The sequence below is a fragment of the Prosthecobacter vanneervenii genome (assembly GCF_014203095.1).
GTDB classification, from domain to species: Bacteria; Verrucomicrobiota; Verrucomicrobiia; order Verrucomicrobiales; family Verrucomicrobiaceae; genus Prosthecobacter; species Prosthecobacter vanneervenii.
Genome location: NZ_JACHIG010000011.1, coordinates 14,880 through 38,870 on the forward strand (window position 1 = coordinate 14,880; position 23,991 = coordinate 38,870).

General features: G+C 60.8%; 21 protein-coding genes. 11 read left to right on the plus strand and 10 right to left on the minus strand.

Features of this window, described 5'->3' with window-relative positions; all coding sequences use genetic code 11:
* Nucleotides 1–239 precede the first annotated feature (239 nt).
* Nucleotides 240–707 carry a response regulator gene (locus tag HNQ65_RS21085; protein WP_184342746.1) on the plus strand — a complete coding sequence of 156 codons (468 nt, stop codon included), beginning with the start codon at nt 240–242 and terminating at the stop codon, nt 705–707.
* 63 nt (nt 708–770) lie between these two features.
* Nucleotides 771–1,976, plus strand: a complete 1,206-nt coding sequence (locus HNQ65_RS21090; protein WP_184342748.1) for a S1C family serine protease — start codon at nt 771–773, stop codon at nt 1,974–1,976.
* Nucleotides 1,977–2,272: 296 nt separating this feature from the next.
* Here HNQ65_RS21090 and HNQ65_RS21095 read toward each other — a convergent pair whose 3' ends face one another.
* The 6 genes from HNQ65_RS21095 to HNQ65_RS21120 all read right to left on the minus strand — a co-directional run bounded on the left by HNQ65_RS21095 (nt 2,273) and on the right by HNQ65_RS21120 (nt 13,146).
* On the minus strand, nt 2,273–4,654 hold the full coding sequence (locus HNQ65_RS21095) for a ComEC/Rec2 family competence protein (protein ID WP_184342750.1): 2,382 nt from the start codon (nt 4,652–4,654) through the stop codon (nt 2,273–2,275).
* Nucleotides 4,651–5,301, minus strand: a complete 651-nt coding sequence (locus HNQ65_RS21100) for a tetratricopeptide repeat protein (RefSeq protein ID WP_184342752.1) — start codon at nt 5,299–5,301, stop codon at nt 4,651–4,653. Before HNQ65_RS21100 ends, HNQ65_RS21095 begins: the two co-directional genes overlap by 4 nt.
* A 67-nt stretch (nt 5,302–5,368) precedes the next feature.
* Nucleotides 5,369–6,805 (minus strand): efflux transporter outer membrane subunit, encoded by a 1,437-nt coding sequence (locus HNQ65_RS21105; protein ID WP_184342754.1) that lies wholly within the window; start codon nt 6,803–6,805, stop codon nt 5,369–5,371.
* The gene (locus tag HNQ65_RS21110; protein ID WP_184342756.1) at nt 6,798–9,935 is read right to left on the minus strand and encodes an efflux RND transporter permease subunit; all 3,138 of its coding nucleotides are present in this window, start codon (nt 9,933–9,935) and stop codon (nt 6,798–6,800) included. Before HNQ65_RS21110 ends, HNQ65_RS21105 begins: the two co-directional genes overlap by 8 nt.
* 111 nt (nt 9,936–10,046) lie before the next feature.
* Nucleotides 10,047–11,189 (minus strand): efflux RND transporter periplasmic adaptor subunit, encoded by a 1,143-nt coding sequence (locus tag HNQ65_RS21115; RefSeq protein WP_184342757.1) that lies wholly within the window; start codon nt 11,187–11,189, stop codon nt 10,047–10,049.
* Nucleotides 11,190–11,664: 475 nt separating this feature from the next.
* Nucleotides 11,665–13,146 carry a PQQ-binding-like beta-propeller repeat protein gene (locus HNQ65_RS21120; RefSeq protein WP_184342759.1) on the minus strand — a complete coding sequence of 494 codons (1,482 nt, stop codon included), beginning with the start codon at nt 13,144–13,146 and terminating at the stop codon, nt 11,665–11,667.
* A gap of 22 nt (nt 13,147–13,168) precedes the next feature.
* Here HNQ65_RS21120 and HNQ65_RS21125 point away from each other — a divergent pair, with 22 nt between their 5' ends.
* From HNQ65_RS21125 to HNQ65_RS21155, 7 genes are all read left to right on the plus strand, one after another.
* Nucleotides 13,169–13,324, plus strand: a complete 156-nt coding sequence (locus HNQ65_RS21125; protein WP_184342761.1) for a hypothetical protein — start codon at nt 13,169–13,171, stop codon at nt 13,322–13,324.
* Nucleotides 13,325–13,343: 19 nt separating this feature from the next.
* The gene (locus tag HNQ65_RS21130; RefSeq protein WP_184342763.1) at nt 13,344–13,808 is read left to right on the plus strand and encodes a hypothetical protein; all 465 of its coding nucleotides are present in this window, start codon (nt 13,344–13,346) and stop codon (nt 13,806–13,808) included.
* 106 nt (nt 13,809–13,914) lie between these two features.
* Nucleotides 13,915–14,772 (plus strand): hydrogen peroxide-dependent heme synthase, encoded by an 858-nt coding sequence (hemQ, locus tag HNQ65_RS21135; RefSeq protein ID WP_184342764.1) that lies wholly within the window; start codon nt 13,915–13,917, stop codon nt 14,770–14,772.
* Between the two features lie 29 nt (nt 14,773–14,801).
* Nucleotides 14,802–15,584, plus strand: coding sequence for a thiazole synthase (locus HNQ65_RS21140; protein ID WP_184342766.1), 783 nt, complete (start codon nt 14,802–14,804; stop codon nt 15,582–15,584).
* Nucleotides 15,585–15,774: 190 nt separating this feature from the next.
* Complete coding sequence (rpsN, locus tag HNQ65_RS21145; protein ID WP_184342768.1) at nt 15,775–16,044, plus strand: 30S ribosomal protein S14; 270 nt, start codon at nt 15,775–15,777, stop codon at nt 16,042–16,044.
* A 75-nt stretch (nt 16,045–16,119) separates the two neighbouring features.
* The gene (locus HNQ65_RS21150) at nt 16,120–16,371 is read left to right on the plus strand and encodes an FmdB family zinc ribbon protein (protein ID WP_184342770.1); all 252 of its coding nucleotides are present in this window, start codon (nt 16,120–16,122) and stop codon (nt 16,369–16,371) included.
* A gap of 20 nt (nt 16,372–16,391) precedes the next feature.
* Nucleotides 16,392–17,792, plus strand: coding sequence for a hemolysin family protein (locus tag HNQ65_RS21155; RefSeq protein WP_184342772.1), 1,401 nt, complete (start codon nt 16,392–16,394; stop codon nt 17,790–17,792).
* Nucleotides 17,793–17,801: 9 nt separating this feature from the next.
* On the opposite strand, the gene HNQ65_RS21160 is transcribed toward HNQ65_RS21155, so the two are convergent.
* Genes HNQ65_RS21160 through HNQ65_RS21175 form a run of 4 tightly spaced genes read right to left on the minus strand, consistent with a single transcriptional unit; the run spans nt 17,802 to nt 20,972 of the window.
* Nucleotides 17,802–18,836: a threonine aldolase family protein gene (locus HNQ65_RS21160; RefSeq protein WP_184342774.1), complete on the minus strand. Its 1,035-nt coding sequence runs from the start codon at nt 18,834–18,836 to the stop codon at nt 17,802–17,804.
* Complete coding sequence (locus HNQ65_RS21165) at nt 18,833–19,243, minus strand: MauE/DoxX family redox-associated membrane protein (RefSeq protein ID WP_184342776.1); 411 nt, start codon at nt 19,241–19,243, stop codon at nt 18,833–18,835. Before HNQ65_RS21165 ends, HNQ65_RS21160 begins: the two co-directional genes overlap by 4 nt.
* A gap of 17 nt (nt 19,244–19,260) precedes the next feature.
* Nucleotides 19,261–20,289, minus strand: coding sequence for an alginate O-acetyltransferase AlgX-related protein (locus tag HNQ65_RS21170; protein ID WP_184342777.1), 1,029 nt, complete (start codon nt 20,287–20,289; stop codon nt 19,261–19,263).
* The gene (locus HNQ65_RS21175; protein ID WP_184342779.1) at nt 20,286–20,972 is read right to left on the minus strand and encodes a hypothetical protein; all 687 of its coding nucleotides are present in this window, start codon (nt 20,970–20,972) and stop codon (nt 20,286–20,288) included. Before HNQ65_RS21175 ends, HNQ65_RS21170 begins: the two co-directional genes overlap by 4 nt.
* A gap of 96 nt (nt 20,973–21,068) precedes the next feature.
* Here HNQ65_RS21175 and HNQ65_RS21180 point away from each other — a divergent pair, with 96 nt between their 5' ends.
* Nucleotides 21,069–22,490, plus strand: coding sequence for a sulfatase family protein (locus HNQ65_RS21180; RefSeq protein WP_184342781.1), 1,422 nt, complete (start codon nt 21,069–21,071; stop codon nt 22,488–22,490).
* 27 nt (nt 22,491–22,517) lie between these two features.
* The gene (locus HNQ65_RS21185; RefSeq protein WP_184342783.1) at nt 22,518–23,972 is read left to right on the plus strand and encodes a DUF1501 domain-containing protein; all 1,455 of its coding nucleotides are present in this window, start codon (nt 22,518–22,520) and stop codon (nt 23,970–23,972) included.
* The last annotated feature ends 19 nt before the right edge of the window (nt 23,973–23,991 follow it).

Below are 23,991 nucleotides of genomic sequence, written 5' to 3' on the forward strand. Positions count from 1 at the left end.
CGGCCCCATTGGCTGCGTTGGTCGCTTGCCTGTTATTTTTATATAGCAGGCGGCGCTCCCGCCTTGCCACTGGGGCCGCTGCGCTCGCCGGTTCCATCGGACATTCTTTTCGAGAACAGGTCTAGAAGACCGCAGAGAATGCTTTTTGAATCAAGGCTTTGCGATTCTTCATGTTGAGGTACGTGGTTTTTTTTCAGCGGTTCCCTCTTGGAGTGGGGGTGGGCTGACAAGTTTCTTACATGGTTCTTGCCGAAAAGAGACAAAGTGTTAAAATTCGATTTAATATGGCAAATATTGTGATTATCGAGGATCATCAACCGGTCCTGAAGCTTCTTTCCTCTCTCTGCCAAGCGGAAGGGCATGATGTGATGGCCTTGGACAATGGGCGTGCTGGAATGGCGGCGATCCGCGAGATGACGCCGGATGTGGCGCTGATGGACCGGCGGCTGGGCGATCTGGACGGGCTGGAGATGATCCGAGAGGCGCGTGAGGCCTCGCCAAACACACGGTTTGTGATGGTGTCTGCATGCAGTGACACGCGGGACATTGTGACGGCGGTGAGGCGTGGTTTTTGTGACTATGTGACGAAGCCCTTTGAGCCTTCGGAGATCAAGGATGCGGTGAACCGAGCGCTGACGGAACCGGCAGAACCGGCACCGATTTCACGGCAGAAGCTGGTGATCTTGTGTCCGAAGCAGGCGGCGTGAGGAGAGAGTGGTCAGGAGTACTTTGACCGTTGAAGTTGGGAAGCGCTGGCGCATTGGTACTGCATGGAGAACCTCCGTCGTCTGCTTTTTGCCTTTTCTGTGTTTGTGCTCTCGGCGCTGCTGTTTTCGTGGTGGCGGCAGGGCAAGGATGGGTATGGGGTGATGAACCTGCTGAAGAGCGAGAAGCCCGGGCCGACGACCCTGACGACGCCGAGCAAGCCGAAGATCGGCCCGAATGAACTGCCGCTTCTGGCACAGATGAATGATGAGTTTGCGAAGCTCTCGGCGGCGGTCCAGCCTGCGGTGGTGAGTGTGACGGCGAAGACGGTGCGGCGGGGACCGGTGAGCTGGCATCCGCTGTTTGGCAACATTGGCCAGCGTGCGCAGATCGTGCCGAGCCTGGGCTCAGGGGGTATCATCAGCAAGGAGGGGCATGTGATCACGAACTATCATGTGATCGAGGGAGCGCTGCTTTCGGAGATGGAGATAGCGACGAATGACAACAAGAAATATCCGGCGTTGGTGCTGGGATTTAACAAGGAGCGAGACATTGCGCTGCTGAAAATTGACAGCCCGCGGGCGGACTTTCCGGCGCTGACCTTTGCCAATTCGGATGAAGTGCGGGTGGGGGAGATCGTCATGGCGGTGGGCAATCCGTTTGGACTGAGCGGCACGGTGACGAAGGGCATTATCAGCGCGCGGGACCGGCATCTGAGCGACAGCCAGTTTGACTACCTGCAGACGGACACGGTGATCAATCCGGGGAACTCCGGGGGACCGCTGGTGAACATCCGGGGCGAGATCATCGGGATCAACGTGGCGATCTATCGTGGCGATGCGAACATCACGAGCTGGCAGGGGGTGGGGCTGGCGATCCCCTCGAACGAGGCGAAGATGGTCGTGGAGGAGATTCAGAAGAAGATCAAGGAAAGCGCCAAGCAGGACAAGGGGGTGACGACGGCGACGGGTAAGGGGTACCTGGGACTGGAGGTGAGCAGCGAGCCTGTGGAGATCGATCCAGTGTGGGGGACATCGAGGCGTGGGGCGCTAATCACGGACATCGCGCCGAATTCGCCAGCGGATGAAGCCGGGCTGAGGCAGGGGGATGTGGTGACGAAGTTTCAGGGCATGGCATTTCGGTCGCCAGCGGACCTGCTGCAGATCATCCGCACGCAGCCGCCGGGCAATGAAGTGAAGCTGGAGGTGATCCGGAACAACAAGATGGGGGACATCATCGCGAGGCTGGGATCGAGGCCGGATGCGGGGTGAGAGGGGGGCAAGGGGCTGCGGTGCATCTCCTGCGCTCCTTCAGAGCGCGAGCTTGGGTGGGAGATGGTGTGCGTGCGCGAACCCAGGGCTTGCTCGTTCCTCGCAGCGCCCAGGGCTGAGTCCTGCGGGCCTTTGGCCCGCGAAACACTCCATGGTGTGTTGGAAAATGGTCTGCTTATGGAGTGAGAGTGTGTGAGGATGCGCGGGCAGGCTGGACGGTGCGGGCGTGTGTGGGATCGGGACGATCCCACTCCTCCTGAAGGAGAGGTATTGGCTACGATTATTTTTAAAACGAGCTAGGGGCGTGGTTTGAGGGTGAGGTGCTGGTGGGTGCGATGGGTGGAGATTTGGAGCTGGGCGGGGGTGAATTCGAGGTCGATGCCGCCAGTGAGCCAGGTGTCCAGGTGGGGAATGTTTTGGGCTTTGGCGTGATCTGCAACGGTGGTGGAGGGGGCGGTCTGGGTGGCGCGTGCGTCGCTGCTGGAGAGGATAAGCTGTGGTGAGGCTTTGAGGAGGAACTCCGGGGAGGTGGCCTGGTCGAGCTCGTGCTGGCTGCGGATGAGGACATCGCAGCGGAGATCGGCGGAGCTGGAGCAGAGGGTTTTCTCGGTGGACCATCCGGCATCGCTGAGCCAGAGGACGCGCCAGGGGCCTAGGTGGAGCATGAGGACCATGGCGCGGTCGTCACCGCGCTGGCTCTGGATTTCTGCGGACGGGTAGAGGACACGGACGTGCGCCTTAAAGTCAGCGGTGTGCGAGAGAGGGATGAGGTCTCCCGCTACGAGCCGGTGGATTGTGGGCGAGCCGGGTTGGGCGAGGAGCTGGCGCAGTGTGGAGGAGGGAGAAGCGCGCTTTACGGGCTCGAGTGCGCTGCAGTATAACTGCGGCTGATGAAATGCGGTGAGGACTTTGGAGATGGCGCCGATGTGGTCGGCATCGTCATGACTGAGGAAGACGCCTTCCAATGAGTTGACGCCGCTGGTGTGGAGGCAGGGGCGGAGGACGCGCTGGAAGCTGGAGTCAGCGCCGGTATCGAGCAGCCAGTGGCGACGGCCGATGCGGAGGTGATTGGCGGCGCCGCCGAAGGGAAGCTCGAGCACGTGGAGCGTGGCGGGAGCATGAGGAAGAACGGACGCAGGGGTGAAGTGGATGTTTGCCCCCGGAAGACTGGCGAACCAGGCGGCGCTGAGGGTCATGGCCTTGGCGAGCGCCCAGTTGGCGTTGTTGAGGATGATCTGGGCGCCGCTGAGATGAAGAGTGGCGGCGCAGAGGCTCATGCAGGTGGCGGCGAGGCAGAAGGTGGAGAGGGGGACGAGGACACAGTTGGCGAGGACTGCGACGGGAGTGACCGATTGAAAGTGGGCGAGGATGAAAGGCAGGCTGCCAAGCCAGGCGGCGACGGAGACGCTGACAATCTCTGCGAAACGCAGACGGCACCAGCTCCAGGCGCGCTGGTGCCATGAGGCGAGCTGGGGTGGGAGAAAGGGATCGAGCCGAGTGAAGGGCAGCAGCTTTTCCAGCAGAGGAGCGGAGCCGATGGAGCTGAACCAGAGCACGCCGAAGGAAAGCTGGAAGCCGGGCATGAAGAGCTGGTTTGAGTCTGTGCCGAGAAGGAGCAGGGCGGCGGCACCGAGGCTGTTTTGAAGCGAGGCCTCGCGGTCCACGAGCGTGGCGCTGAGAAAGATGGCGACCATGAAGGCGGCGCGCGCTGCGGAAGGCCGCCAGCCCGTGACGAAGGCATAAGCAAAGACGATGAGGATGGCGAGCCAGAGGGCGAGGCCGCGACGAATGCCGAGCTGTTTCAGCAGCAAGAGAGCGATGACGCCAAGCAGGCCGACCTGCATGCCGCTGACGGCAAAGACGTGAAGCGTGCCGCTGCTGCGAAAGGCCTCCTCGATTTCATCATCGGCATCTGCCGACATGCCGAGGGCCATGGCACGGAGGACGGCCACCATTTGAGGGTCCTCCTCAAGATCCAAAGCGAGCTGAGAGCTGATCCAGCGCCTGCAGGCCTCGGCTTTATCGAGAAAGGAGCACCAGAGAGTTTCGCCACCGCTGATGCTGATGCGCTGCATGTGGGTGACATCGAGCCGGGCCACACGGCCCATGAGGAGGGAGTAGGTCTGAGCATCGAAAGCGCCAGGATTGGAGGCAGTGCGCGGCAACTGGAGAGTGCCGTGGATCTCATAGATACCGGGGCCGGGGAAGAGCACGCCTTTGGGAAGCCGCACGAGGAGCGTGGCCGGCTGATGCATCGAGAGGCCGATGGCGGGAGCCTCGATTTTTTGAGAGATGCAGAGAGCATGGGCGCGCTCGTCCGCGGTGTTGTCATACTCCGGCAAAAGGCTGCCACGAATGACGGCCTGCACGGGCCGGGACTGATGCTGCAAAGCGAGGCGGAGCGGGTGGCGGAAGGTTTCCTCTGTGCGAGTGGTGTGGATGAAGGCGAAGACCAGCAGGCAAGCGGGAAGCAGCAGCCATGAACGTCCGCGAAGCAGGGCCGCACCCAGCAGCACAAGAGAAGCGGCCGGCAGCCAGGACGAAAGCGAGTGCAGCCAGCCTGCGTCAGCGATGATGATGCCAGATGCCGCCGCCAGCGCCAGGACGAGCAGAGGATTAGCCTGAGACCAGCGCAGCGTTTTGTCCTGCAAGGACTGCGGAACTGAGGGGAGTCTCACAGTTTCGCAGCCGCTGAAGCCGCATTTTTGGAGCGCTGATCGACGAGCATCTTGTACTGAATCTGCTCGATTTCGCTGATGCGGTGGTGGGCGTTGGCGCTGTGGCGGGTGTTTGGGAAATTGCCGATGACCTGTTCCAGCATATCGCGTGCGGTGTCGTAATCGTGGAGGTGGGTGATGTGGACGTCGGCGATGCGGAACATGATGAAGGCGGCATCGTCGACGGGCCAATCCTTGCTCTGCAGATGGTCCTCAAGAGCCTTGAGGGCGGACTGGGGATCGCGGAGGCGCTCGGCATACACCTTGGCGATTTCAGCGACGGGGAAGGGATCGTCGGGCTTGTCCTCGAGCATCTTTTCGTAATGCTCGATGGCACCCTGGTAGTCGCCTTGAGCGATGCTGGCGGCGGCCTTGGTCATTTCGTCCTGCTCCGTTCTTTCGCCGGAGGAGAAGACGGATTCACTGACGGCATCCCCAAGCATGGGGATGAGGTATTTCACGGCGAGGATTCCGCCGGTCAAGCCGAGCAGAATCACAAACACGAGCTTCATTCCATCTCCTGCGTCTTTGACCATATTCCAGAGGAGGGCAATGATCAGAAGCGCAAGCGCAGCGACACCAATACGGACAATGAGTTGAGTGTTCATGGTACGGGATGCAGGGAAGGCTATCAAACCGCCCGCGTTCCGCCAAGCATGAAATTTGGAGGGGGTGTCAGCCGCCGCCGAGGGCGCGGTAAAGGTTTGCCTGAACCTGGAACTGGCGCTTCATGACGCCGATGAGCTGGAGCCTGGCCTTGAGGGCGTTTTGCTGGGCATTGAGGACTTCGAGGTAGGTGGCGCGGCGGGTGCGGAAGAGGTCTGTGGCGGTGCTGACGGAGCCGATGAGGATCTGGACCTCCTTGCTCTTCAGAGCCTGCAGGTCTTTGAGAATGCGGATGAAGGCGAGCTGATTGTGGACTTCGACGTAGCCATTGACGATGGACTGCTGGTAGGCATTGAGGGCTTCGAGCTGCTGGGCATTGGCGTGATCAAACTCGGCCTGTATGGCGCGGCGATTGATCAGTGGAGCGACAAGGCCACCGACGGCGGAGTAGGTGGCGGAGTGAGCATTGAGAAGGAGATTACTGCGGAAGGCCTGGAGGCCGAGAACTCCATTGATGGAGACCGAGGGGAGGAAGGCGGCGCGGGCCGCCTTTACATCTGCCTTGGCGGCGACGAGCTCGAATTCTGCGCGCCGGATGTCAGGGCGATTTTTGAGGAGGTCCGCTGGAACACTGGATGAGAGCTGAGGCAGGTGTGCGTCGTGAAGTGAGGTCCTGTTACGCATCACCGGTCTTTTGGGGTCTCCGAGCAGGCTGCAGATGACACCCTCCTGCTGAACGATCTGCTGCTGGGTGTCGAGACGCATGCCCTGAAGGTTGTAGAGCAGGGCCTCGAACTGCTGGATGGCGAGTTCATTGGCAGCGCCGGCCTGCTTTTGAATCTGCACGGTTTCGAGGGCGTCTTTCTGAAGCTTGATGGTCTCGTCGATGTTAATGATCTCGGCGTCGAGGGCTACCAGCTCATAATAGGCGGTGGCGAGCTCTGAGATGAGCTGAGTTTGGACGAGATTGCGGCCTTCGACCGTGGCGAGCATGCGGGCGGTGGCGGAGGATCTTTTGCTGCGGAGTTTTCCCCAGATGTCGAGCTCCCAACTGGACTGGAGGCCGACGGAGTAGTCCTGCAGATCCCGGGGAATGATGCGGCCATCGTAGATGGGCGAGGTGCTGTTGCCCGCGCCATCCATGGTGTAGAGGCCGAAGCGCTGGAGGCCAGCGCCAGCGGTGCCGGAGACCTTGGGAGCCAAGGCGCTGCGAGCGGCGGTGATCTGGGCCTTGGCCATCTCGATGCGCTGGAGCGCGATCTTGAGGTCGCGATTGTTTTCGAGCGCCTTGTCGGTGAGAGACTGGAGGTGGGGATCTGTGAAGTGTCTGCGCCACTGACTGACGCCGGTGAAGGAGGCGGTCTTGTCGGGGGCCTGAGCGGCTGAGGGTGAGGTGGGGGATTTTTTGCCGAAGCGGCGGAAGTCCTCGCAACTGGTGCAGAACAGGGTGACGAACGAAATGCAGGCGCTGAAAAAAGGCCAGCTCAGATGCAGGGACTCACGCATGTTCCGGTTCCTTGGAGGGCTTGGGGGTTGAGGTGAAGGAGGCAAAGATGACGTAGAGGCCGGGGATGAGGAGCATGCCGAAGACGGTGCCGAAGATCATGCCGCCAACTGCGGAGGCGCCGATGGTGCGATTGCCTGCAGCGCCGACACCCGATGCCGCCATGAGGGGGCTGAGGCCGGCGACGAAGGCGAGAGAGGTCATGAGGATGGGGCGCAGGCGGGAGACGGCGCTCTCGACAGCGGCCTGCAGAGGGGTGAGACCTTCGCGCTGACGCTGGATGGCGAACTCGACGACGAGGATGGCATTTTTTCCGAGGAGGCCGATGAGCATGATCATGGAAACCTGGGCGTAGATATTGTTTTCCAGGCCCATCCAAAGAAGGAAGGCGAAGGCGCCGAGCAGGCCGGTGGGCAGAGAGAGGATGACGGGCAGGGGGAGCAGGAAGCTCTCATACTGCGCGGAGAGCAGCAGGTAGACGAAGGCAAGGCAGATGATGAAGATGAAGACGGCCTGATTGCCGGCGAGAATCTGGTCGCGGGTGATGCCAGCCCAGTCGATGCCGAAGCCTTTGGGCAGCTTTTCACGGGCTGTCTCCTGAATGGCCTTGATGGCGGCGCCGCTGCTGAATCCGGCGGAGGGCTCGCCATTGATCTCGGCGGAGGTGAACATGTTGTAGCGGGTGATCTGATCCACGCCGTAGACTTTCTCCAGCTCCACAAAAGTGGAGAGCTGGACCATCTCTCCGTGCTCGTTTTTGACGTGGAGCTTGAGGATGTCCTCAGGATGTGCGCGGTATTCAGGGAGGGCCTGAACCATGACCTTGTAGAGCTGGCCGAAGCGGATGAAGTTGGTGGCGTACTTGCCGCCGAGGAGGGTCTGCAAGGTGCTCATGACATTGCTGGTGGTGACGCCTTTCTGGGCCGCGCGGTCATTGTCCACATGCACCATGTACTGCGGGAAGCTGGCGTCGAAACTGGTGAAGGCGTTGGCGATTTCAGGACGCGACTGGAGATCTGTGATGAACCTGGCGGCGACGCGCTCCATGTTTTTGAAGTCGCCGCTGCCGGTGCGGTCGAGGAGGCGGAGCTCGAAGCCGCTGGCGTTGCCGTAACCTGGAACCGCAGGCGGGGAGAAGAATTCGATTTTGGCGTCTTTGATGTGCTTGATCCTGCGGAGGAGCTCGTCCATGACCTGCCTGACGGACTCGGAGCGGTCGTGCCAGCCGGTGAGGTTGATGAGGCAGGAGCCGTAGGTGGAGCCGCTGGCATCTGTGATGATGTTGACGCCAGCGAGAGTGGAGACGGAGGATATGGCGGAGATGCCCTCGCAGGAGGCCTGGATCTCATCGATCACGGCCTTGGTACGCTCCAGGGTGGAGCCCGCAGGGGTGGTGACGCCGATGTAGAAGGCGCCCTGGTCTTCATTGGGAATGAAGCCGGAGGGAAGCCTGCCGCCTGCAAACACCATGAGGGCGCAGAAGCCGAGGAGGATGCCCCAGCTGATGGTGCGCCTGCCAGCGAGGGCGGTGATCCAACTGGAGTAAACGCCGGAGACTTTGTCGTAGCTGTGATTGAAGAGCTTGAAGAAGCGCCCCAGCAGGCCGCCGCCGCCGGAGGAGTGGTGGATGCTTTTGAGCATCAAGGCACAGAGGGCGGGCGTGAGGGTGAGAGCCACAACACCGGAGAGCACGATGGCGATGGCCATGGTGAGGGCGAACTGCTGGTAAAAGATGCCCGAGGGGCCGGACATGAAGGAAGCGGGCACGAAGACGGCAGCCATGACCAGGGTGATGGCGATGATGGCGCCGCCAATCTCCTCCATGGCGGACTCGGTGGCCTCGCGGGGGCCAGCGCCGGAGGTTTCCATCTTGGCGTGAACGGCCTCGACCACGACGATGGCGCCGTCCACCACGATGCCGATGGCGAGGACGAGGGCGAGGAGGGTGATGAGGTTCAGAGAGAAGCCGAGCAACTGCATGAAGAAGAAGGTGCCGACGAGGGACACGGGGACGGCAATGACAGGGATCAAGGTGGAGCGCCAGTCCTGGAGGAAGACAAAGGTGACGACGGAAACGAGGAGGAAGGCCTCTGCGAGGGTGCGAAAAACCTCATGCAGAGAGGCATCAAGGAAACGCGAGACGTCGTAGCTGATCTCGTAGTTCATGCCCTTGAGGAAGGTGGACTCTTTCAGCTCGGCCATGCGCTGCTTGATATTGGCGATGACCTCGTTGGCATTGGAGCCTGGGAGCTGCTTGAGGAGAATGGCGGCGGTGGGGCGGCCATTGAGCTTGGCCTCGACGTCAAAGTAGTTGGTGCTGAACTCGACATCGGCAACGTCCTTGATGCGGAGTACCTGGCCTTCATCCGTGGAGAGTATGGGGATCTTTTCGTAGTCCTCCTTGTTTCGATACTTGCCGGAGTAGCGGATGACGTACTGGAGGTGAGGCTCTGTCTTGTCGGAGCTTTCCCCGACCTTGCCGGGGGCGGCCTCGACATTCTGCTCCTTCAGCGCCGTGAGCACATCCTCCGCCGAGATGTTGTAGGCGAGCATATTGTCCGGCTTGAGCCAGATGCGCATGGCGTATTCGCGTGTGCCGAGGATGTCCACAAAGCCGACGCCCTTGATGCGCTTGAGCTCTGTGAAAATATTGATGTCCGCAAAGTTGTAGAGGAACATCTCGTCGATGTCCGGATTGGTGCTGGTGATGTCGAGGTACATCAGCATGGCCTTTTCTTCCTTGGCGATGCGGACGCCGGCCTTGATGATCTCCTCCGGGAGTTCGCCCATGACGGTGGCAACGCGGTTCTGGACATTGACGGCGGCAACGTCGGGATCTGTGCCGACTTCAAAGACAACGGAGATGACGCCTACGCCGTCATTGGCGGCGCGGGAGGACATGTACTTCATGCGGGGGACGCCATTGATGGAGCGCTCCAGGGGGACGATGGCCGCCTTTGTGAGCGTCTCGGCATTGGCACCGGTGTATTCCACGGTCACGTTCACCTCGGGAGGTGCGATGCTGGGAAACTGGGTGATGGGGAGCTGGAGGAGAGACAGGATGCCGAGGAAGGTGATGATGATGGAAATCACCATCGAGAGCACGGGTCTGCGGATGAACTCGCGAATCATTCAGAGGCGTCTGGTTGGTCGGTTGGGTGCATGGAGCCAGAAGCCGGATGCGGAGGAGGTCCGCATCGTCCGTTTACACGCCCGGCTATCCGTTGGGGTTGGGGGCATCTGTCAGAAGGGCGCCACTTCAGCGAGCGCCTTGAAGTCGGGTGCGATCACCTCGCCTTCCTTGACCACCTGAATGCCCTCAAAGATGATGCGGTCGCTGGGCTTGAGGCCGGAGTCGATGACGTAGTGGTTTTGGAGGCGGAGCTTTGTGCCGATGCTGCGGAGTTCGATGCTGTTCTCCGGAGTGAGGGCAAAGACGCAGGTTTTGTGCTGGACCTCGAAGGTGCATTTCTGCGGGATGACGAGCGCGTTTTTGAGCTCTGAGCGCAGGATGACCTTGCCGGTGGAGCCATGCTTGAGGAGGTGCTCTGGGTTGGGGAAGCTAGCGCGGAAGGCGATGTTTCCAGTGCTTTTGGAGATGACGCTTTCCCAGGTCTCGATCCTGCCCTGATGAGGGTGGATTTCGCCATTGGCGAGTTCGAGCATGACGCTGCCCTGTTCGCCGAGATCGCGGCGCTTGGCGAGTTCAAGGTATTCGCGCTCGGAGACATTGAAGTAGGCGTAAACGTCTCCGTCATTGGAGATGGAGGTGAGGAGATCGCCTTCTGCGATGAGGCTGCCAGTCTTGCTGCGGATGCGGTTGATGATGCCGTCAAACGGGGCGCGGACTTCGGCATAGGAGAGTCTGCGCTCGGCATCGGCGACAGTGGTGAGAGCTTCGTCCACCCTGGCCATGGCAGAATCGAGCTTGGCCTTGGACATTTCCCATTCGGAGAGGGAGATGATTTTTTTGTCGAGGAGAAGCTGGTTATTCTGAAGGTCGATCTCGGCCATCTTGGCCTCAGCCTGGGCCCCCTTGAGACGGGCATTGGCGCGCTTGACCTCCTCCTGATACTCGTGGCTGCTGATAGTGAAGAGAAGCTGTCCGGTGGTGACGCGCTGGCCTTCATCGGCAGATACTTTTTCCAGGCGGCCGCTGACGCGGGCACGGAGCTCGATGAAATTGGAATTCTGAATACTGGCCACGTACTCCTGGCCGTGAGGGACATCCATGACCACGGCGGAGGTGACCGGGTATGATTTGCTGGGAGGCGGGGCGACTGCGGTTTTGTCTTCACCGCAGGAAGCCAAGGAGAGGAGGAGCGAGAGAGAGGCGACCGCTTTCAATCCGGCACATTTGTCGAGTACGTCTTTATATGAGGTCATGAGATTTGAGCATGAGCATGTGATGTGCCATTTCTATACGGGCGGGGCGATGCATAGGTAGAACGCCTTCTTTGGAGAAAGGCGGTGGAAGTTTGTAATGGCCGGTGGTTATAAATCGGCCTGAGATTGTTGGTTCCGCTTGGGTTTGGGGTTAAACTATTGTATATGAATAGTTTAATTGGTTGTTTTGTGACAAAACACACCCTTTGATCGCTCTTATTTAGAGCGCGTAAAACCTGTAAATGAGGGCGGGTTGTAGTAATAAGCGCCACATTGTTTGCGTGAAAAGCACGCGTCACAAAAAGTTCAGAAAATGAACTTTTTTTCCGGGAACTGGTATTTCTGACCAACTCTCAAATCTTGTCACCTAGCCGGATGGCGCAGCGGCCCGAGTGGCTGCATTCGTTGCTTCCGCCTTGCCATAGGGGGGACGCTGCGCTCGCCGATTCAATCGACAATCTTTTCGAGGACAGGTCTATTCGCCGCGAAGATCCAGGCAGAGGACGCGGGAGTCGGACTTTCTGAGGAGGTCCTGTGACTGCTGGCGGACATAGAGCAGGCCGTGGCTGAGGGCGGGGAGGCTCCAGGTATTGAGGGCGTAGAAGAGCTGGGTCTGGGCGATGACTTTGGCTCCAGCGGGGCTGAGGTCGAGCCAGTGGAGGGAGCCGGTCTCGCCGAGGCAGAGGAAGGCGCCGTCTACCTTGAGAAGGCTGGCGCGGAGGATGCTGAGGCGGGTGGGATTGGAGCGGCCGGTCTGCTTGCTGAACTCTGAATCTTCCCACTCGATGTGCTGCTCCCAGACTTCGGCGCCGGTGTCTGCATTGACGCAGACGAGGCGGGATTTGGGCTCTGTTTCGCCATCGATGGCGTAGAGATAGCCGTCGTGGTAAACGGGGTTCATCCAATGAACGCCGAGCTTTTTGGACTGCCAGACTTCCTTGGCCTGGAAGTCGGCGTCATACTCGACCATGGCACCGCCAAGAGGGCGGCCTTTGGGGTAGGCGGTGGTGATGAAGGCGCGGTTTTTCCCGGGGATGACGACGGGTGAGGAGCCGATGGCCTGGATGTAGTCCTCGCTGCGCCAGGGGAATTTGGAGTGGAGCTTGCCCGAGGTGGGATCGATGCACATGAGGCCGCCGGTGGCGGGGTCGCTCTCGCCACCCGCGTAGATGAGGATCTTGGTCTGGCCGTGGAGCTGAGCGGGGACGGGAGAGGCGTAGCTGGCGCCCCAGGCGTCTTCGACGGTCCAGAGGATCTTGCCGCTGTGGAGGTCAAAAGCTGCGACGCTGACGCCTGCTTCGGCGAGGCGCTCTTTGCGGTCGCGCAGGCCCTCGGTGTCTTCGATGGGGGCTTTTTTGCCGCCGACATTGAGGATGACGCGGCCGTCGAGAATGAGGGGGGTGCCGCCTGCGCCGAAGAAGTCCTGCGGGACGTGGTATTCGGAGCGGAGGTCGTGTTTCCAGAGCTCTTTGCCTGTTTTTAGATCGTAGGCGTGAAGCTCGGCGGTGACGCCGAAGGTGACAACGATGCCATCGGCGATGACGGGGGAGCCGCGCGGGCCATTGCTGAAGCCATAGCGGTCCTGGTAGGAGACTGGGTAGTCGGCGGTCCAGAAGCGTTTGCCGGTTTCGCGATCAAGGCACTCGATGGTTTCTTTGCCAGCGAGGGCGTGGAAGAGCACGCAATAGCTGCCGCTGATGGCGGGGGAGTTGTAGGCATCGCCCATCTGGACTTCCCAGAGGGTCTTGAGGCCGGATTGAGGCCAGGATTTGAGCAGATGGGTTTCGGGCGAGATGGCGTCGTGGGTGGGGCCGAGGACGCGGGGCCAGTCGCTGTTTTTGGCGGAGGCTGAAAGGGGCCTGGGGGCGGCGTGGGAGGTGAGGCGGTCAAAGCTCTCCTGTGCAGGGCAGAGGCGAAGGGCCAGAAGGAGGAGGAAGAGGATCGACGAGCGGTGCATTGGGTGGTAAGGTAATACAGCCATGAAAACCGCCACTTTCATTCTTCTTGCGGCCAGTGTTTTGAGCTCGTGCACCGGAGGAGGAAGCGGAGTGCCGGGCAAGGGGCAGGTGGCGAAGGATCAGACGGTGTTTTCGTGGCTGAGCACGACAGCGGTGACGCCGACGGTGGCGAGGTGAGGTGAGATTTATGGAGGGCATGAATCCAAAACAAGATTTTACCTGGTTTGAGCGCCAGTTTGGAGCGTTCGCGCTGGCTGGCATTTCTGTTTATGGCATCGGATATGGACTTGGGTTGTGGGGGGCTGTAATTGGTGGAGCCAAGCTGGATGCCGGCACGGTTTTAATGCGTGGTGTCTACTGCGCTTTGTTTCCTGTCACTCTGGCTTGGTTCACACGCACGGCCTGGCTTTTCATGGTGCCGATCTACATGATCGGTTTTGGCATGAGCTTTGGGAAAGTTTTAACGTTTGGGATTCGAGACGCCATCATGGCTTGGTGTTCTTTGCTGGCAGGTGAGCGCCCGATTCCATCTCAGCCGCCCTCGCATCCTGATTTGCCATGGATTTTTGCGATCATGCTGTGGTTGATGGGGCTGGCAGCCATCGTGTGCCGAAGCGGGCGGTTTGGGCGTGGGGGCGGTCTGCAGGAAACGACCAAGTGAACATGGATCAGCAGCAGTTGATCGTGTTAGAACAACAAAAGCCAATGATAGGGCGTTGAGCGGGGGGAATTCCGGCGTATGAGGGAGGGAACACCCCACCAACCGCATGCTGATCCCCACCTCTTTCCCGACGTCCAATGGTCCTGCTGAATCGAAGCCGCTGATCGCCCAGGAGGGCTGGGTGGTGCAGCACCTGTTTTTCACGATTGATCATGGCTACTGGGCGGCGCTGACGCCGGAGGAGCGGCAGGAGAGGCGGGAGAATTTTACGCGCACGATTGAGGCGATCCGCAAGCACCCGGGCACGCAGCTGCTGGCGTTTGCGATGGTATCGCCGAAGTCGGAACTGGGCTTCATGCTGATCACACCGGACCTGCATGACTCGCAAAAGTTTGAAAAGCAGATCAGCCTGGCACTGGGGCCGGATGTGCTGACGCCTGCTTACAGCTACCTCTCGATGACAGAGTGGACGGAGTACTCGCAGAGCGAGGAGGAGTTTAAGGTGCAGCTGGAGAAGGCGGAAAACCTGACGCCGGGGACGGAGGCCTTTGAGAAGCGGCTGGCCGAGTGGAAGGGGCACATGACGAAGTACTTCAACGACCGCCTGTACCCGAACATGCCTGACTGGCAGGTGGTCTGCTTCTACCCAATGAGCAAGCGCCGCAACGTGGGCGCGAACTGGTATGCGAACGAATTTGCGAAGCGCCGTGAACTGATGGGCGGCCACGCCAAGACGGGACGCAAGTATGCCGGCAAGGTGCGCCAGCTGATCACGGGCTCGACGGGACTGGACAGCTATGAGTGGGGCGTGACGCTGTTTGCGCACGACATGTTCCAGATCAAGAGCATCGTGTATGAGATGCGCTTTGACGAAGTGACGGCGCAGTATGGCGAATTTGGTGATTTTTACATCGGCATCCAGACGCCGACAGGCGAGCTGCTGCAGCGGGTGATGCTTGCGTGATGCGGGAATGGGTGCATCTCTGACTTCCCGTGTCTAATCAGCCTCTCACCATTGCCAACCGTCAGTTTAACTCCCGTCTCATGCTGGGCACGGGGAAATTTGCCAGCGGAGAGCTGATGAGGGACGCGATTGTGGCGTCGGAGACGGAGATCGTGACGGTGGCGCTGAGGCGGGCGGATCTTTCGGGCAAGGGGGATCCGTTTGCGAACATCCTCGACTTCATTCCGAAAAACGTGCTGCTGCTGCCGAACACCAGCGGGGCGATGAATGCGGAGGAGGCGGTGCGACTGGCGAGGCTGGCGGTGGCTGCCGGGCTGCCAAACTGGGTGAAGCTGGAGATCCACCCGGACCCGCGCTACCTGCTGCCGGACCCGATTGAGACGCTGAAGGCGGCGGAAGTGCTGGTGAAAGAGGGGTTTACCGTGCTGCCTTATATCAATGCGGACCCCGTTTTGGCCCGCCGACTGCAGGATGTGGGCACGGCAACGGTAATGCCGCTAGGCTCTCCAATCGGTTCGCATCAGGGGATTACGACGCGGCGGCAGATCGAAATCATCATCACCCAGGCGACGGTGCCGGTGGTGGTGGACGCCGGTATCGGCGCGCCAAGTCATGCGGCGGAGGCTTTTGAGATGGGTGCAGACGCCGTGCTGGTGAATACCGCGATTGCGGTGGCATCTGACCCTGTGCGCATGGCCAAGGCGTTCAAAATGAGCGTGGAAGCGGGGCGAAGCGCCTATGAGATCGGGCTGAGCGAAGGCACTGGGGAGGCTTCAGCCACCAGTCCGCTGACGACGTTTCTTTATAAGTGACCCTGAGGCGGCCTGATTCAGCCTTTCACCAGGTAGGTGAAAGCAAGAACTCCGCAGAAAAGCAGCGCGGCGGCGAGACACATTCCGTAAAAGATGACCATAGTGAGGGGTTTTTAGCGTGAATCAGAGGCAGCGCCAGTGGAAATTTTCTCTTGCGAAAAGAAGGCTTTGAGGCAGACTCCGCGCCCCTATGGCAAAAACATGCTGGCTCGAGCGCGACAAGCGCAAACGTAAAACCGTCGAAAAGTACGCAAAGCTGCGTGCTGAACTCAAGGCGAAAGGCGACTTCGTCGGCCTCTCCATGCTTCCCCGTGATGCAAGCCCGACCCGTCTGACCAACCGCTGCCGCGTGTCCGGCCGCCGTCGCGCTTTCATGCGCCGCTTCCAGATGTCCCGTATGACTTTCCGCGAACTCGCCTCCCAGGGAATGATCCCAGGGGTGACGAAGTCCAGCTGGTAAAGAATACGTCCGAACTTGCAGCCGGGGTAAACTCCGGCTGCATGGAGGGGCGGAGCGTTTATAATTTGATTGTAGATGCCAACCTACTCCTACATCGCTGAAGACCCTGAGAAAGGATGCCCTGCGTGCCGCAGAGGTTTTGATCTGCGCCGACCTCTGAGCAGGCCGGCGCTGGAAAGCTGCCCGCTATGCAAGCAGCCGGTCAAAAAGCTGATCTCGGGCTTCAACACGCCCAAAATCACCAAACCCCTTTCTGTTTCCGACGCGAAAGCGGCCGGCTTCACCATCCTCGAAAAGCGATGCGATGGTAACTACGAGAAGCTGTGAACGTCTGACCGCGCCGCCTCATGACACTCCTGCTTGCCAACGCCTCCGCTGAACTCGTACGCGAGTGGAGTTTCACCTCTTCGGAGCTTTTCTGGCAAGCCGTGATCGTGCTGCTGATCGTGCTGCTGAACGCCTTTTTTGTGGCGGCGGAGTTTGCGATCGTCAAAGTCCGCGACAGCCAGCTGCAGGCTGCGATTGATGAGGGGACGCGCGGAGCGAAGTTCGCGCAAAATGTGACGCGTAACCTGGATGCGTACCTTTCCGCCGGGCAGCTGGGCATCACGCTGACGAGCATCGCGCTGGGTATTTTTGGCGAGCCATTTGTGGCCATCGTGGTACAGCCGATGCTGTTCAAGATCGGGATTGTCAGCGAGACGGTGATCCGGTGGACATCGATCGGCATTGCGTATGCGATCGTGACCTACCTGCACGTGGTGCTGGGGGAGCAGACGCCGAAGGTGCTGGCGATCCGCAAATCGCTGCCGATGACGCTCTTAATCGCGCGGCCGCTGCATTTGTTTTATGTCGTGCTGAAGCCGGCGATCTGGATCCTGAGTGCGAGCACGAACATGGTGCTGCGGACGATGGGCATCAGCGCGGTGTCGGAGCATGAGATCGCCCATTCTGAAGAAGAGCTGCGGCACATCGTGGCGGAGAGCCAGAAGTCCAAGGAGGTGACGGAGACGGAGAAGGACATCCTGCTGAATGCGCTGGCGCTGAACGACCGCTGCGTGCGTGATGTGATGACGCCGCGCAACCAGGTGGTGTCCCTGGATGCGGATGAAACCTTTGAAGCCAACCTCAAGATCGCGATCGATACGAAGCATACGCGCTACCCGCTGGTGGAAGGACATCTGGACCACGCGATCGGCATCATTCACATCAAGGACCTGCTGAGCCTGATCGGGAAGCCGCAGCCGGATCTGCGCAAGATCATGCGCACGCTGCACATGGTGCCGGAGATGATGCCGATCGACAAGCTGCTGCGCTTCTTTCTGGACAAGCACGTGCATGTGGCGCTGGCGGTGGATGAGTTTGGCGGAGCGGTGGGCATCGTGACTCTGGACAATGTGCTGGAGGAGATCGTGGGAGACATTCAGGATGAGTTTGACCACGAGGTGAGTGAGTTCCGCCGTATCAACGACAATGAGTTTACGGTCGAAGGCACCTTCAATCTCTATGAGCTGGCAGACCAGACGGGGATCGAGCTGGAGAGCGATGAAGTGACGACCATCGGCGGCTATGTGACGCACCTGCTGGGGCATCTGCCGAAGGTGGGGGAGAAGGTGACGATCGAGGACTATGAAGTGACGACGACGAAGGCGGATCTGCGGCGCGTGCTGCAGCTGCATTTCCAGCGGACCTCTGCGGTGACGCAGGGACAGGGTGATGAGAGCAGCGACGAGCCAGAAGGTTTGTAAAAAAGCAGATCAGACCGAGGCTACGGCGTCGGCGACGAAGGCGTCCACGTCTGACTCGGTGGTGCGCCAGGAGCACATGAGGCGGGAGCCGCCGCCGATGAAGCTGTAGAAGACCCAACCACGTGCCTTGAGGGCGTCCTTCATTTTTTCGGGGAGCTTGGCGAAGACGGCGTTGGCATCGACCGGGTAGAGAATCTGCACACCGGGGAGGTGGCCGAGGGCGTCTGCGAGGCGACGGGCGAGGGTGTTGCCGTTTTGGGCGTGCCTGCGCCAGGTATCGTCGCGCAGGATGCGGAGCCACTGGGCAGAGATGAAGCGCATTTTGGAGCAGAGCTGTCCGGCCTGCTTGCAGCGGTAGGCGAACTCCTGGGAGAGCTCTTTGTTGAAAAAGACAACGGCTTCGGTGACGGCCATGCCGAGCTTGGTGCCGCCGCAGCAGAGGACGTCCACCCCGGCGCGCCAGGTGATGTCTGCGGGGGCGCAATTGAGGCCGGTGAGGGCATTGAAGAAGCGAGCGCCGTCCATGTGGATGGAGAGGCCGTGTTGTTTTGCGACAGCGCCGAGGCCTTTGACTTCGCCGGGGCGATAGACGGTGCCGAGCTCGGTGCTCTGGCTGATGCTGAGGGCGCGAGGCTTGGGGAAATGGACGTCGGTGCGGCTGGTGGCGAGGCGCTCGACATCGGAGGGGTCGAGTTTTCCCAGAGGGCTGCGTGCGAGGAGGATCTTGGAGCCGTGGCTGAAGAACTCCGGTGCTCCACATTCATCGGTTTCTACATGGGCCTCCTGCGCGGTGATGATGCTGTGGTAGCTCTGGCAGAGGGTGGCGAGGGAGAGGGAATTGGCTGCGGTGCCGTTGAAGACGAAATAGACGTCGCAGTCGGTTTCGAAGAAGGAGCGGAAGGTTTCGCAGGCTTCTGCGGTGATGGAGTCGGCGCCGTAGCTGGGCTGGTAGCCGGAGTTGGCGTCCTCCAAGGCCTGCCAGGCTTCAGGGCAGATGCCGGAGGTGTTGTCCGAGGCGAAGTGGTATTTGAGTTCGGCGCTCATGCTTTTGATCGGGGCTTGCCGTGCCATACCAGAACGAGTCCGCCGATGAGCAGCAGGATGTCCCGCAGGATGAGGTCGCGGTAATTGGAGGTGGCGTCGGCGTGGCCGAAGCAGCCGCAGCGGATGTCGATGCCACGCCCCCAGGAGATGGAGATGGCGGCCAGGAAAACGAGCAAGGAGCCATTGAGGACGAGAAGGCCGCCGGAGCGGAGCACGCCGCTCATCACCGCAAGTCCGGCGAGGATTTCCAGCCAGGGCAGGCCCATGGCGAGCCAGGCGGCCCAGGGATCTCCCAGGAGGTCGAAGCTGCGGATGTCATCGAGAAAGGACATGGGGTCCGCCGCCTTCAGAATGCCGGCATAGACGAAGACGCCGCCGAAAAAGAAGTGGAGGAGAAGGCGCAGCATGGGAAAGGGCCGCCAACTTACGGCACCAGTTCCGCCATGGGCAACAGAATGATGACGAGCTTCTTGTCTTCGTATTTTTCCGCAGGCTGCGGCATGGCCCTGACATCCAAGGGGCGGCCGATGAGGGTGGCCAGCTGGGTGATGAAACCGGCGCGGGGGGATTTGTCGCCGCCGCCAAAGCTGAGTCTGGCATCGTCGTAAACGTGCATGAGGGCGCCGCCGTGCAGGACGATGGGGGAGGAGGCTGCGGGCTCGATGCCCTGGATGGAGACGAGCTCGGCGGTTTCGAGGCCCATCAGGGAGCCGGCGAAGAGCGGGGCGAGCTGGAGTGCGAGGTCGCCGGGATCTGTGCGGTCGAGGAGGGTGGCGTTGATAAGCGGGGTATCCGGGCTGCAAAGGCGGGGATATTTTTCGCGAACGAGCTTGTGAACTGCGAGCGCGGTGAACTTCATGGCCTCGGGAGTCCAGTGGCTGTCGTGGGAGTAGAAGACGGGTTTTTTGTCGCGGAGGGTCCAGAGAGGCTCCGTCATGTCGAGCACCTCGGCACCAGCGGCTTTGAGCGAGGCGAGCCTGCCGGCTTCGTCTTTCTGGCGAATGGGGTCCAGGTAACGGCCTGGGCGAAGCTGCTCGGGGTAGATGGTGGCGCGGTCCGGGATGGCGACGACGAGAAGCGGTGTCTGCTGCGCCTTGAGCTGAGAGGCGAGCTGGAGCAGGGAGGCGTGCAGGCCGCTGTCCGGGCGTCTGGCGTGGGTATGGCGGTCGAGCTCCGCATGGCTGAAGAGCCAGTCTTCCTTTCCGGCGAAGACACGGTTGTTGCCCTCGCCAAGAAGGTTGAGGAGCAGCCACTGCATGCCACTGCGGACGGTGGCGGCGGCGAGATTGGTCCGGGAGGGGAGGAGAAAGGAAACGCCCTCAAAGAGCAGCGGCAGCGCCAGGAGCAGGGTGAAGACACGCAGCACATTCTGAACGGTGCGCGGGCTGAGCCGTGGGTCTGGCTCAGGCACGAAACCCTTGGGAGGAGAGACTTTGGCGGTGGGGGGCTTCATGGCGTGGGTGAGGCGTGGGTCCACAGCATGGCGATGGCGAAAGCGAAGGTGAGGAGGCAGACGGTGGCCTTCCAGGGGGCGGCTACGCGGAGGAAATCGCGCGAGTGGGGCAGGCCGAAGAGGCAGGCCAGTCCCGCGATGATGGTGAGCACATGGAAGTCTGTGCGCACACGGGTCTGCTGCAGCAGGGTGGCGTAGGTCTGGCGCGGGGGCTGGTGCAGGGATTTGAGATGGAGCCAGGCATCGTCCCACGAGCCGGTCTGCCAAAGGATAGCGAGCGGAGTGACCGCGAGGAGGAGCAGGAGCAGCCAGTGCGCTTTGTCTTTGGTGAGGCTGCGAAGGGAGAGAATTTCCTGAATGGAGTCCGGCACCGTGAAGCCGAACATGCCGCCGAGGCCGACGAGGATATCTCCCGCGCCGGTGCAGGCGAAGTGGAGACTAATCAGGGTGCCGAGAAAGCCCATCCAGGCGATGCTGGTGCCGAGGCTGTCGGGGCCGCCGTGGGCGACGATCACGGCAAGATGCCAGAGAGGAGCGACGAGAAGCACCCATTTGCCAATTCCGAGACAGAAGCGCAGCACGGCCTCGGCGAACTCGAGCTGAGCGGGGCGGGGCCTGACATACAGGCGAACCGCCAATGCAAGGGGCAGCAGGATAAACAGCAGATGGTGGAGACTGGGCACGGAGTATGGAAATGGCGAAGGCTAGACGCGCGTCAATCGCGGAATCTTGGGAGCAATGGTGACAGTTTGAGGTGGGTGGCGTCGTTTGCGGCTGCCATGCGCCCATTTCTAGCCCTCTTTCTGCTGATGACCCTGACCGCCACGGCGGTGGAGAAACCGAACATCATCTTCATCCTGGCCGATGACCTGGGCTGGGGAGATCTGGGGTGCTATGGCAACCGGATCATCCGTACGCCGAACTTGGACAAGATGGCGCGGCAGGGGACGGTGTACACGCAGTTTTATGTGAACGCCTCGGTGTGCTCGCCGAGCCGCTGCGCTTTTTTTACCGGGCAGTATCCGTCGAGGCATCGCATCCACGGGCACTATGCCACGCCGCAGCAGAATGAGGCGCGTGGCATGTCCAACTGGCTGGAGCCGCAGGTGCCGAACGCGGCGCGGCTGCTGAAGACGGCCGGGTATAAGACGGCACACATCGGGAAGTGGCATCTAGGCAATGCATCAGGCGGGCCGGAGATCGGCGCGTATGGTTTCGATTTTGTGGGGACCTCTGAGAAAGAAGGGGCGAATGGTCCGGCCGCGGATCCATACTTCCGCGCCAAGTCCACGGCGCTGTTTGTGGATGAGGCGATCAAGTTTATCGGAGAAGCGGGGGACAAGCCGTTTTACCTGCAGCTGTGGACGCTGGTGCCGCATGCGACGCTGAACCCGACGCCTGAGCAGATGAAGGCATATGCGCACCTGAGGGCGGGCGGGAAAGACTTTCCGCTGGCGGCTGCGATGGAGGTCTTTGCCGCGAGTGTGACGGACCTAGACACGCAGGTGGGGAGGCTGATGGCGGAGCTGGAGAAGATGGGCAAGGACAAGGACACGCTGATTCTTTTCAGCAGTGACAACGGGCCGGAGGACATCCACATCGGCAATGCAGGGCATAGCGGCGTGGGCAGCGCGGGGCCTTTCCGCGGACGCAAGCGCAGCCTGTATGAAGGAGGCATTCGGGTGCCGGGCATCATGCGCTGGCCGGGGAAGGTGCCTGCGGGACAGATCAATGACAAGGCGGTGCTGGCCGGCGTGGACTGGCTGCCGACGATCTGCAAGATCGCAGGGGTGCAAATACCTGAAGGGCATATGCTGGACGGGGAGAATGTGAGCGACGTGATGACGGGGGGCGAGCGCCCGCGTGGCAAGCCACTGATGTGGGAGTGGCGGTTTAACATTGCGGGCGAACCGTTTCACCACAGCCCGGAGCTGGCGATCCGCGAAGGAGACTGGAAGCTGCTGATGAACCCTGACCGGAGCCGCGTGGAGCTGTATGACGTGACGAAGGACCTGACGCAGCTGAACAATGTGGCCGAGCATCATCCTGAGGTGGTGGAAAAGCTGGCAGGGCAGGTGGCTGCGTGGGCCAAAACGCTGCCGGAAGGGCCGCATGACCCTACCGCCGGAAAGATGCACGCGGGCATGCCAGGGGATCCGCCGCGCGGGCAGGGAAAGAAGAAAAATGAGCCAGCGAAGTGATTCTGGGAGCGTTTTACTGGTACTGCCATGCACGATTTTGATCCCTCCCTGCCCGAGCACCTGGTGCGCCGTGATTTCCTGAAGAAACTGGCGGCGGCCAGCACTGCGGCGTGGATGACCGGCGAGCCCAGAGCGATCTGGGCGAAGTCTGGCGACAAGGTGACGCACCCACCCGCGAAGGCGGATGCGTGCATCCTGCTGTGGATGGCGGGCGGCATGGCGGCGCCGGACACCTTTGACCCGAAGGGGTACCTGCCGTTTGAGAAGGGGCTGGAGGTGAAGCGGATGCTGAGCACGTTTCCGGCAATCAACACGAGCGTGGACGGGATCAAGATCTGCCAGGGGCTGGAAAACATCGCGCAGGTGATGGACCGTGCGACGCTGATCCGAAGCGCGGTGCAGCCGGATCTGGGGAGCATTTTGCACTCGCGGCATCAGTACCACTGGCACACGGGCTATGTGCCGCCGCAGACGGTGGCATGCCCGCACATCGGCGCATGGATGGCGAAGGTGCTGGGGCCGCGCAATCCGGTGATGCCTGCGTTTATCAACATCGGCCAGCGTCTGGAAGGTGTGGGCGAAAGCGAGGAGCTGAAGGCTTTTACCACAGCGGGATTTTTTGGCAGTGAGTTTGGGCCGATGAACCTGCCGTTTCCGGAGGAGGCGGCGCAGAGTGTGAAGCCGCCGAAGGGGATGGATGCGAACCGTTTTGCGAATCGTGACCGGCTTTTCCGAAAGCTGGTGGACCAGAGCCCGCAGCGCGAGTTTATGAGCGACTACCAGCAGGAGTCGATGCTGCGCAGCATGGACAATGCGTACCGCCTGCTGAGCGCGAAGGAGAGGGAGGCCTTTGACATCACGCTGGAGCCGAAGGAGAGCTATGCGAAGTATGACACGGGGCGCTTTGGGCGCGGGTGCCTGCTGGCAAGGAGGCTGGTGGAAGCGGGGACGCGCTTTGTGGAGGTGACGACGGAGTATGTGCCGTTTTTTCAATGGGACACGCACAAGGACGGCCACACGACGGTGGAGGCGATGCACAAGGAGATCGACATGCCCATCGCGCAGCTAGTGCGCGACCTGGAGGCCAAGGGGCTGCTGGACCGGACGCTGATCATCATCGCGAGCGAGTTCAGCCGTGATGCGCTGATGGAGGGCAAGCCGGGATCGAATGCGAACGACCAGACGACCTTCAAGGTGGACACACTGAGCGAGATGAAGCACTACGGGCTGCACCGCCATTTTACCGGAGGGACAAGCGTGGTGATGTTTGGCGGCGGAGTGAAGAAGGGACACCTGTATGGAGAGACGGCTGACGAGAGACCGCTGATCGCGACGAAGAATCCGGTGAGCGTGATGGACCTGCATGCGACGATCATGACGGCGATGGGCATCAGCCCGAAGACGGAATTTGAGATCGAGGGACGGCCCTTCTACGTGACAGAAGACGGGAAGGGGAAGGCGGTGACGGAAATCTTTGGGTAAAAAGATTGGTGGCAGGGAC

What these genes read in the sequence shown, in the direction of transcription:
- HNQ65_RS21120 (WP_184342759.1), bottom strand. Translation starts at nt 13,146, where the DNA reads ATGCACCGCTCGTCGATCCTCTTCCTCCTCCTTCTGGCCCTTCGCCTC.
- HNQ65_RS21130 (WP_184342763.1), top strand. Translation starts at nt 13,344, where the DNA reads ATGAATCCAAAACAAGATTTTACCTGGTTTGAGCGCCAGTTTGGAGCG.
- rpsN (WP_184342768.1), top strand. Translation starts at nt 15,775, where the DNA reads ATGGCAAAAACATGCTGGCTCGAGCGCGACAAGCGCAAACGTAAAACC.
- HNQ65_RS21185 (WP_184342783.1), top strand. Translation starts at nt 22,518, where the DNA reads ATGCACGATTTTGATCCCTCCCTGCCCGAGCACCTGGTGCGCCGTGAT.
- HNQ65_RS21115 (WP_184342757.1), bottom strand. Translation starts at nt 11,189, where the DNA reads ATGACCTCATATAAAGACGTACTCGACAAATGTGCCGGATTGAAAGCG.
- HNQ65_RS21110 (WP_184342756.1), bottom strand. Translation starts at nt 9,935, where the DNA reads ATGATTCGCGAGTTCATCCGCAGACCCGTGCTCTCGATGGTGATTTCC.
- HNQ65_RS21170 (WP_184342777.1), bottom strand. Translation starts at nt 20,289, where the DNA reads ATGAAGCCCCCCACCGCCAAAGTCTCTCCTCCCAAGGGTTTCGTGCCT.
- HNQ65_RS21155 (WP_184342772.1), top strand. Translation starts at nt 16,392, where the DNA reads ATGACACTCCTGCTTGCCAACGCCTCCGCTGAACTCGTACGCGAGTGG.
- HNQ65_RS21160 (WP_184342774.1), bottom strand. Translation starts at nt 18,836, where the DNA reads ATGAGCGCCGAACTCAAATACCACTTCGCCTCGGACAACACCTCCGGC.
- HNQ65_RS21100 (WP_184342752.1), bottom strand. Translation starts at nt 5,301, where the DNA reads ATGAACACTCAACTCATTGTCCGTATTGGTGTCGCTGCGCTTGCGCTT.
- HNQ65_RS21090 (WP_184342748.1), top strand. Translation starts at nt 771, where the DNA reads ATGGAGAACCTCCGTCGTCTGCTTTTTGCCTTTTCTGTGTTTGTGCTC.
- HNQ65_RS21150 (WP_184342770.1), top strand. Translation starts at nt 16,120, where the DNA reads ATGCCAACCTACTCCTACATCGCTGAAGACCCTGAGAAAGGATGCCCT.
- HNQ65_RS21105 (WP_184342754.1), bottom strand. Translation starts at nt 6,805, where the DNA reads ATGCGTGAGTCCCTGCATCTGAGCTGGCCTTTTTTCAGCGCCTGCATT.
- HNQ65_RS21180 (WP_184342781.1), top strand. Translation starts at nt 21,069, where the DNA reads ATGCGCCCATTTCTAGCCCTCTTTCTGCTGATGACCCTGACCGCCACG.
- HNQ65_RS21085 (WP_184342746.1), top strand. Translation starts at nt 240, where the DNA reads ATGGTTCTTGCCGAAAAGAGACAAAGTGTTAAAATTCGATTTAATATG.
- HNQ65_RS21125 (WP_184342761.1), top strand. Translation starts at nt 13,169, where the DNA reads ATGAAAACCGCCACTTTCATTCTTCTTGCGGCCAGTGTTTTGAGCTCG.
- HNQ65_RS21165 (WP_184342776.1), bottom strand. Translation starts at nt 19,243, where the DNA reads ATGCTGCGCCTTCTCCTCCACTTCTTTTTCGGCGGCGTCTTCGTCTAT.
- hemQ (WP_184342764.1), top strand. Translation starts at nt 13,915, where the DNA reads ATGCTGATCCCCACCTCTTTCCCGACGTCCAATGGTCCTGCTGAATCG.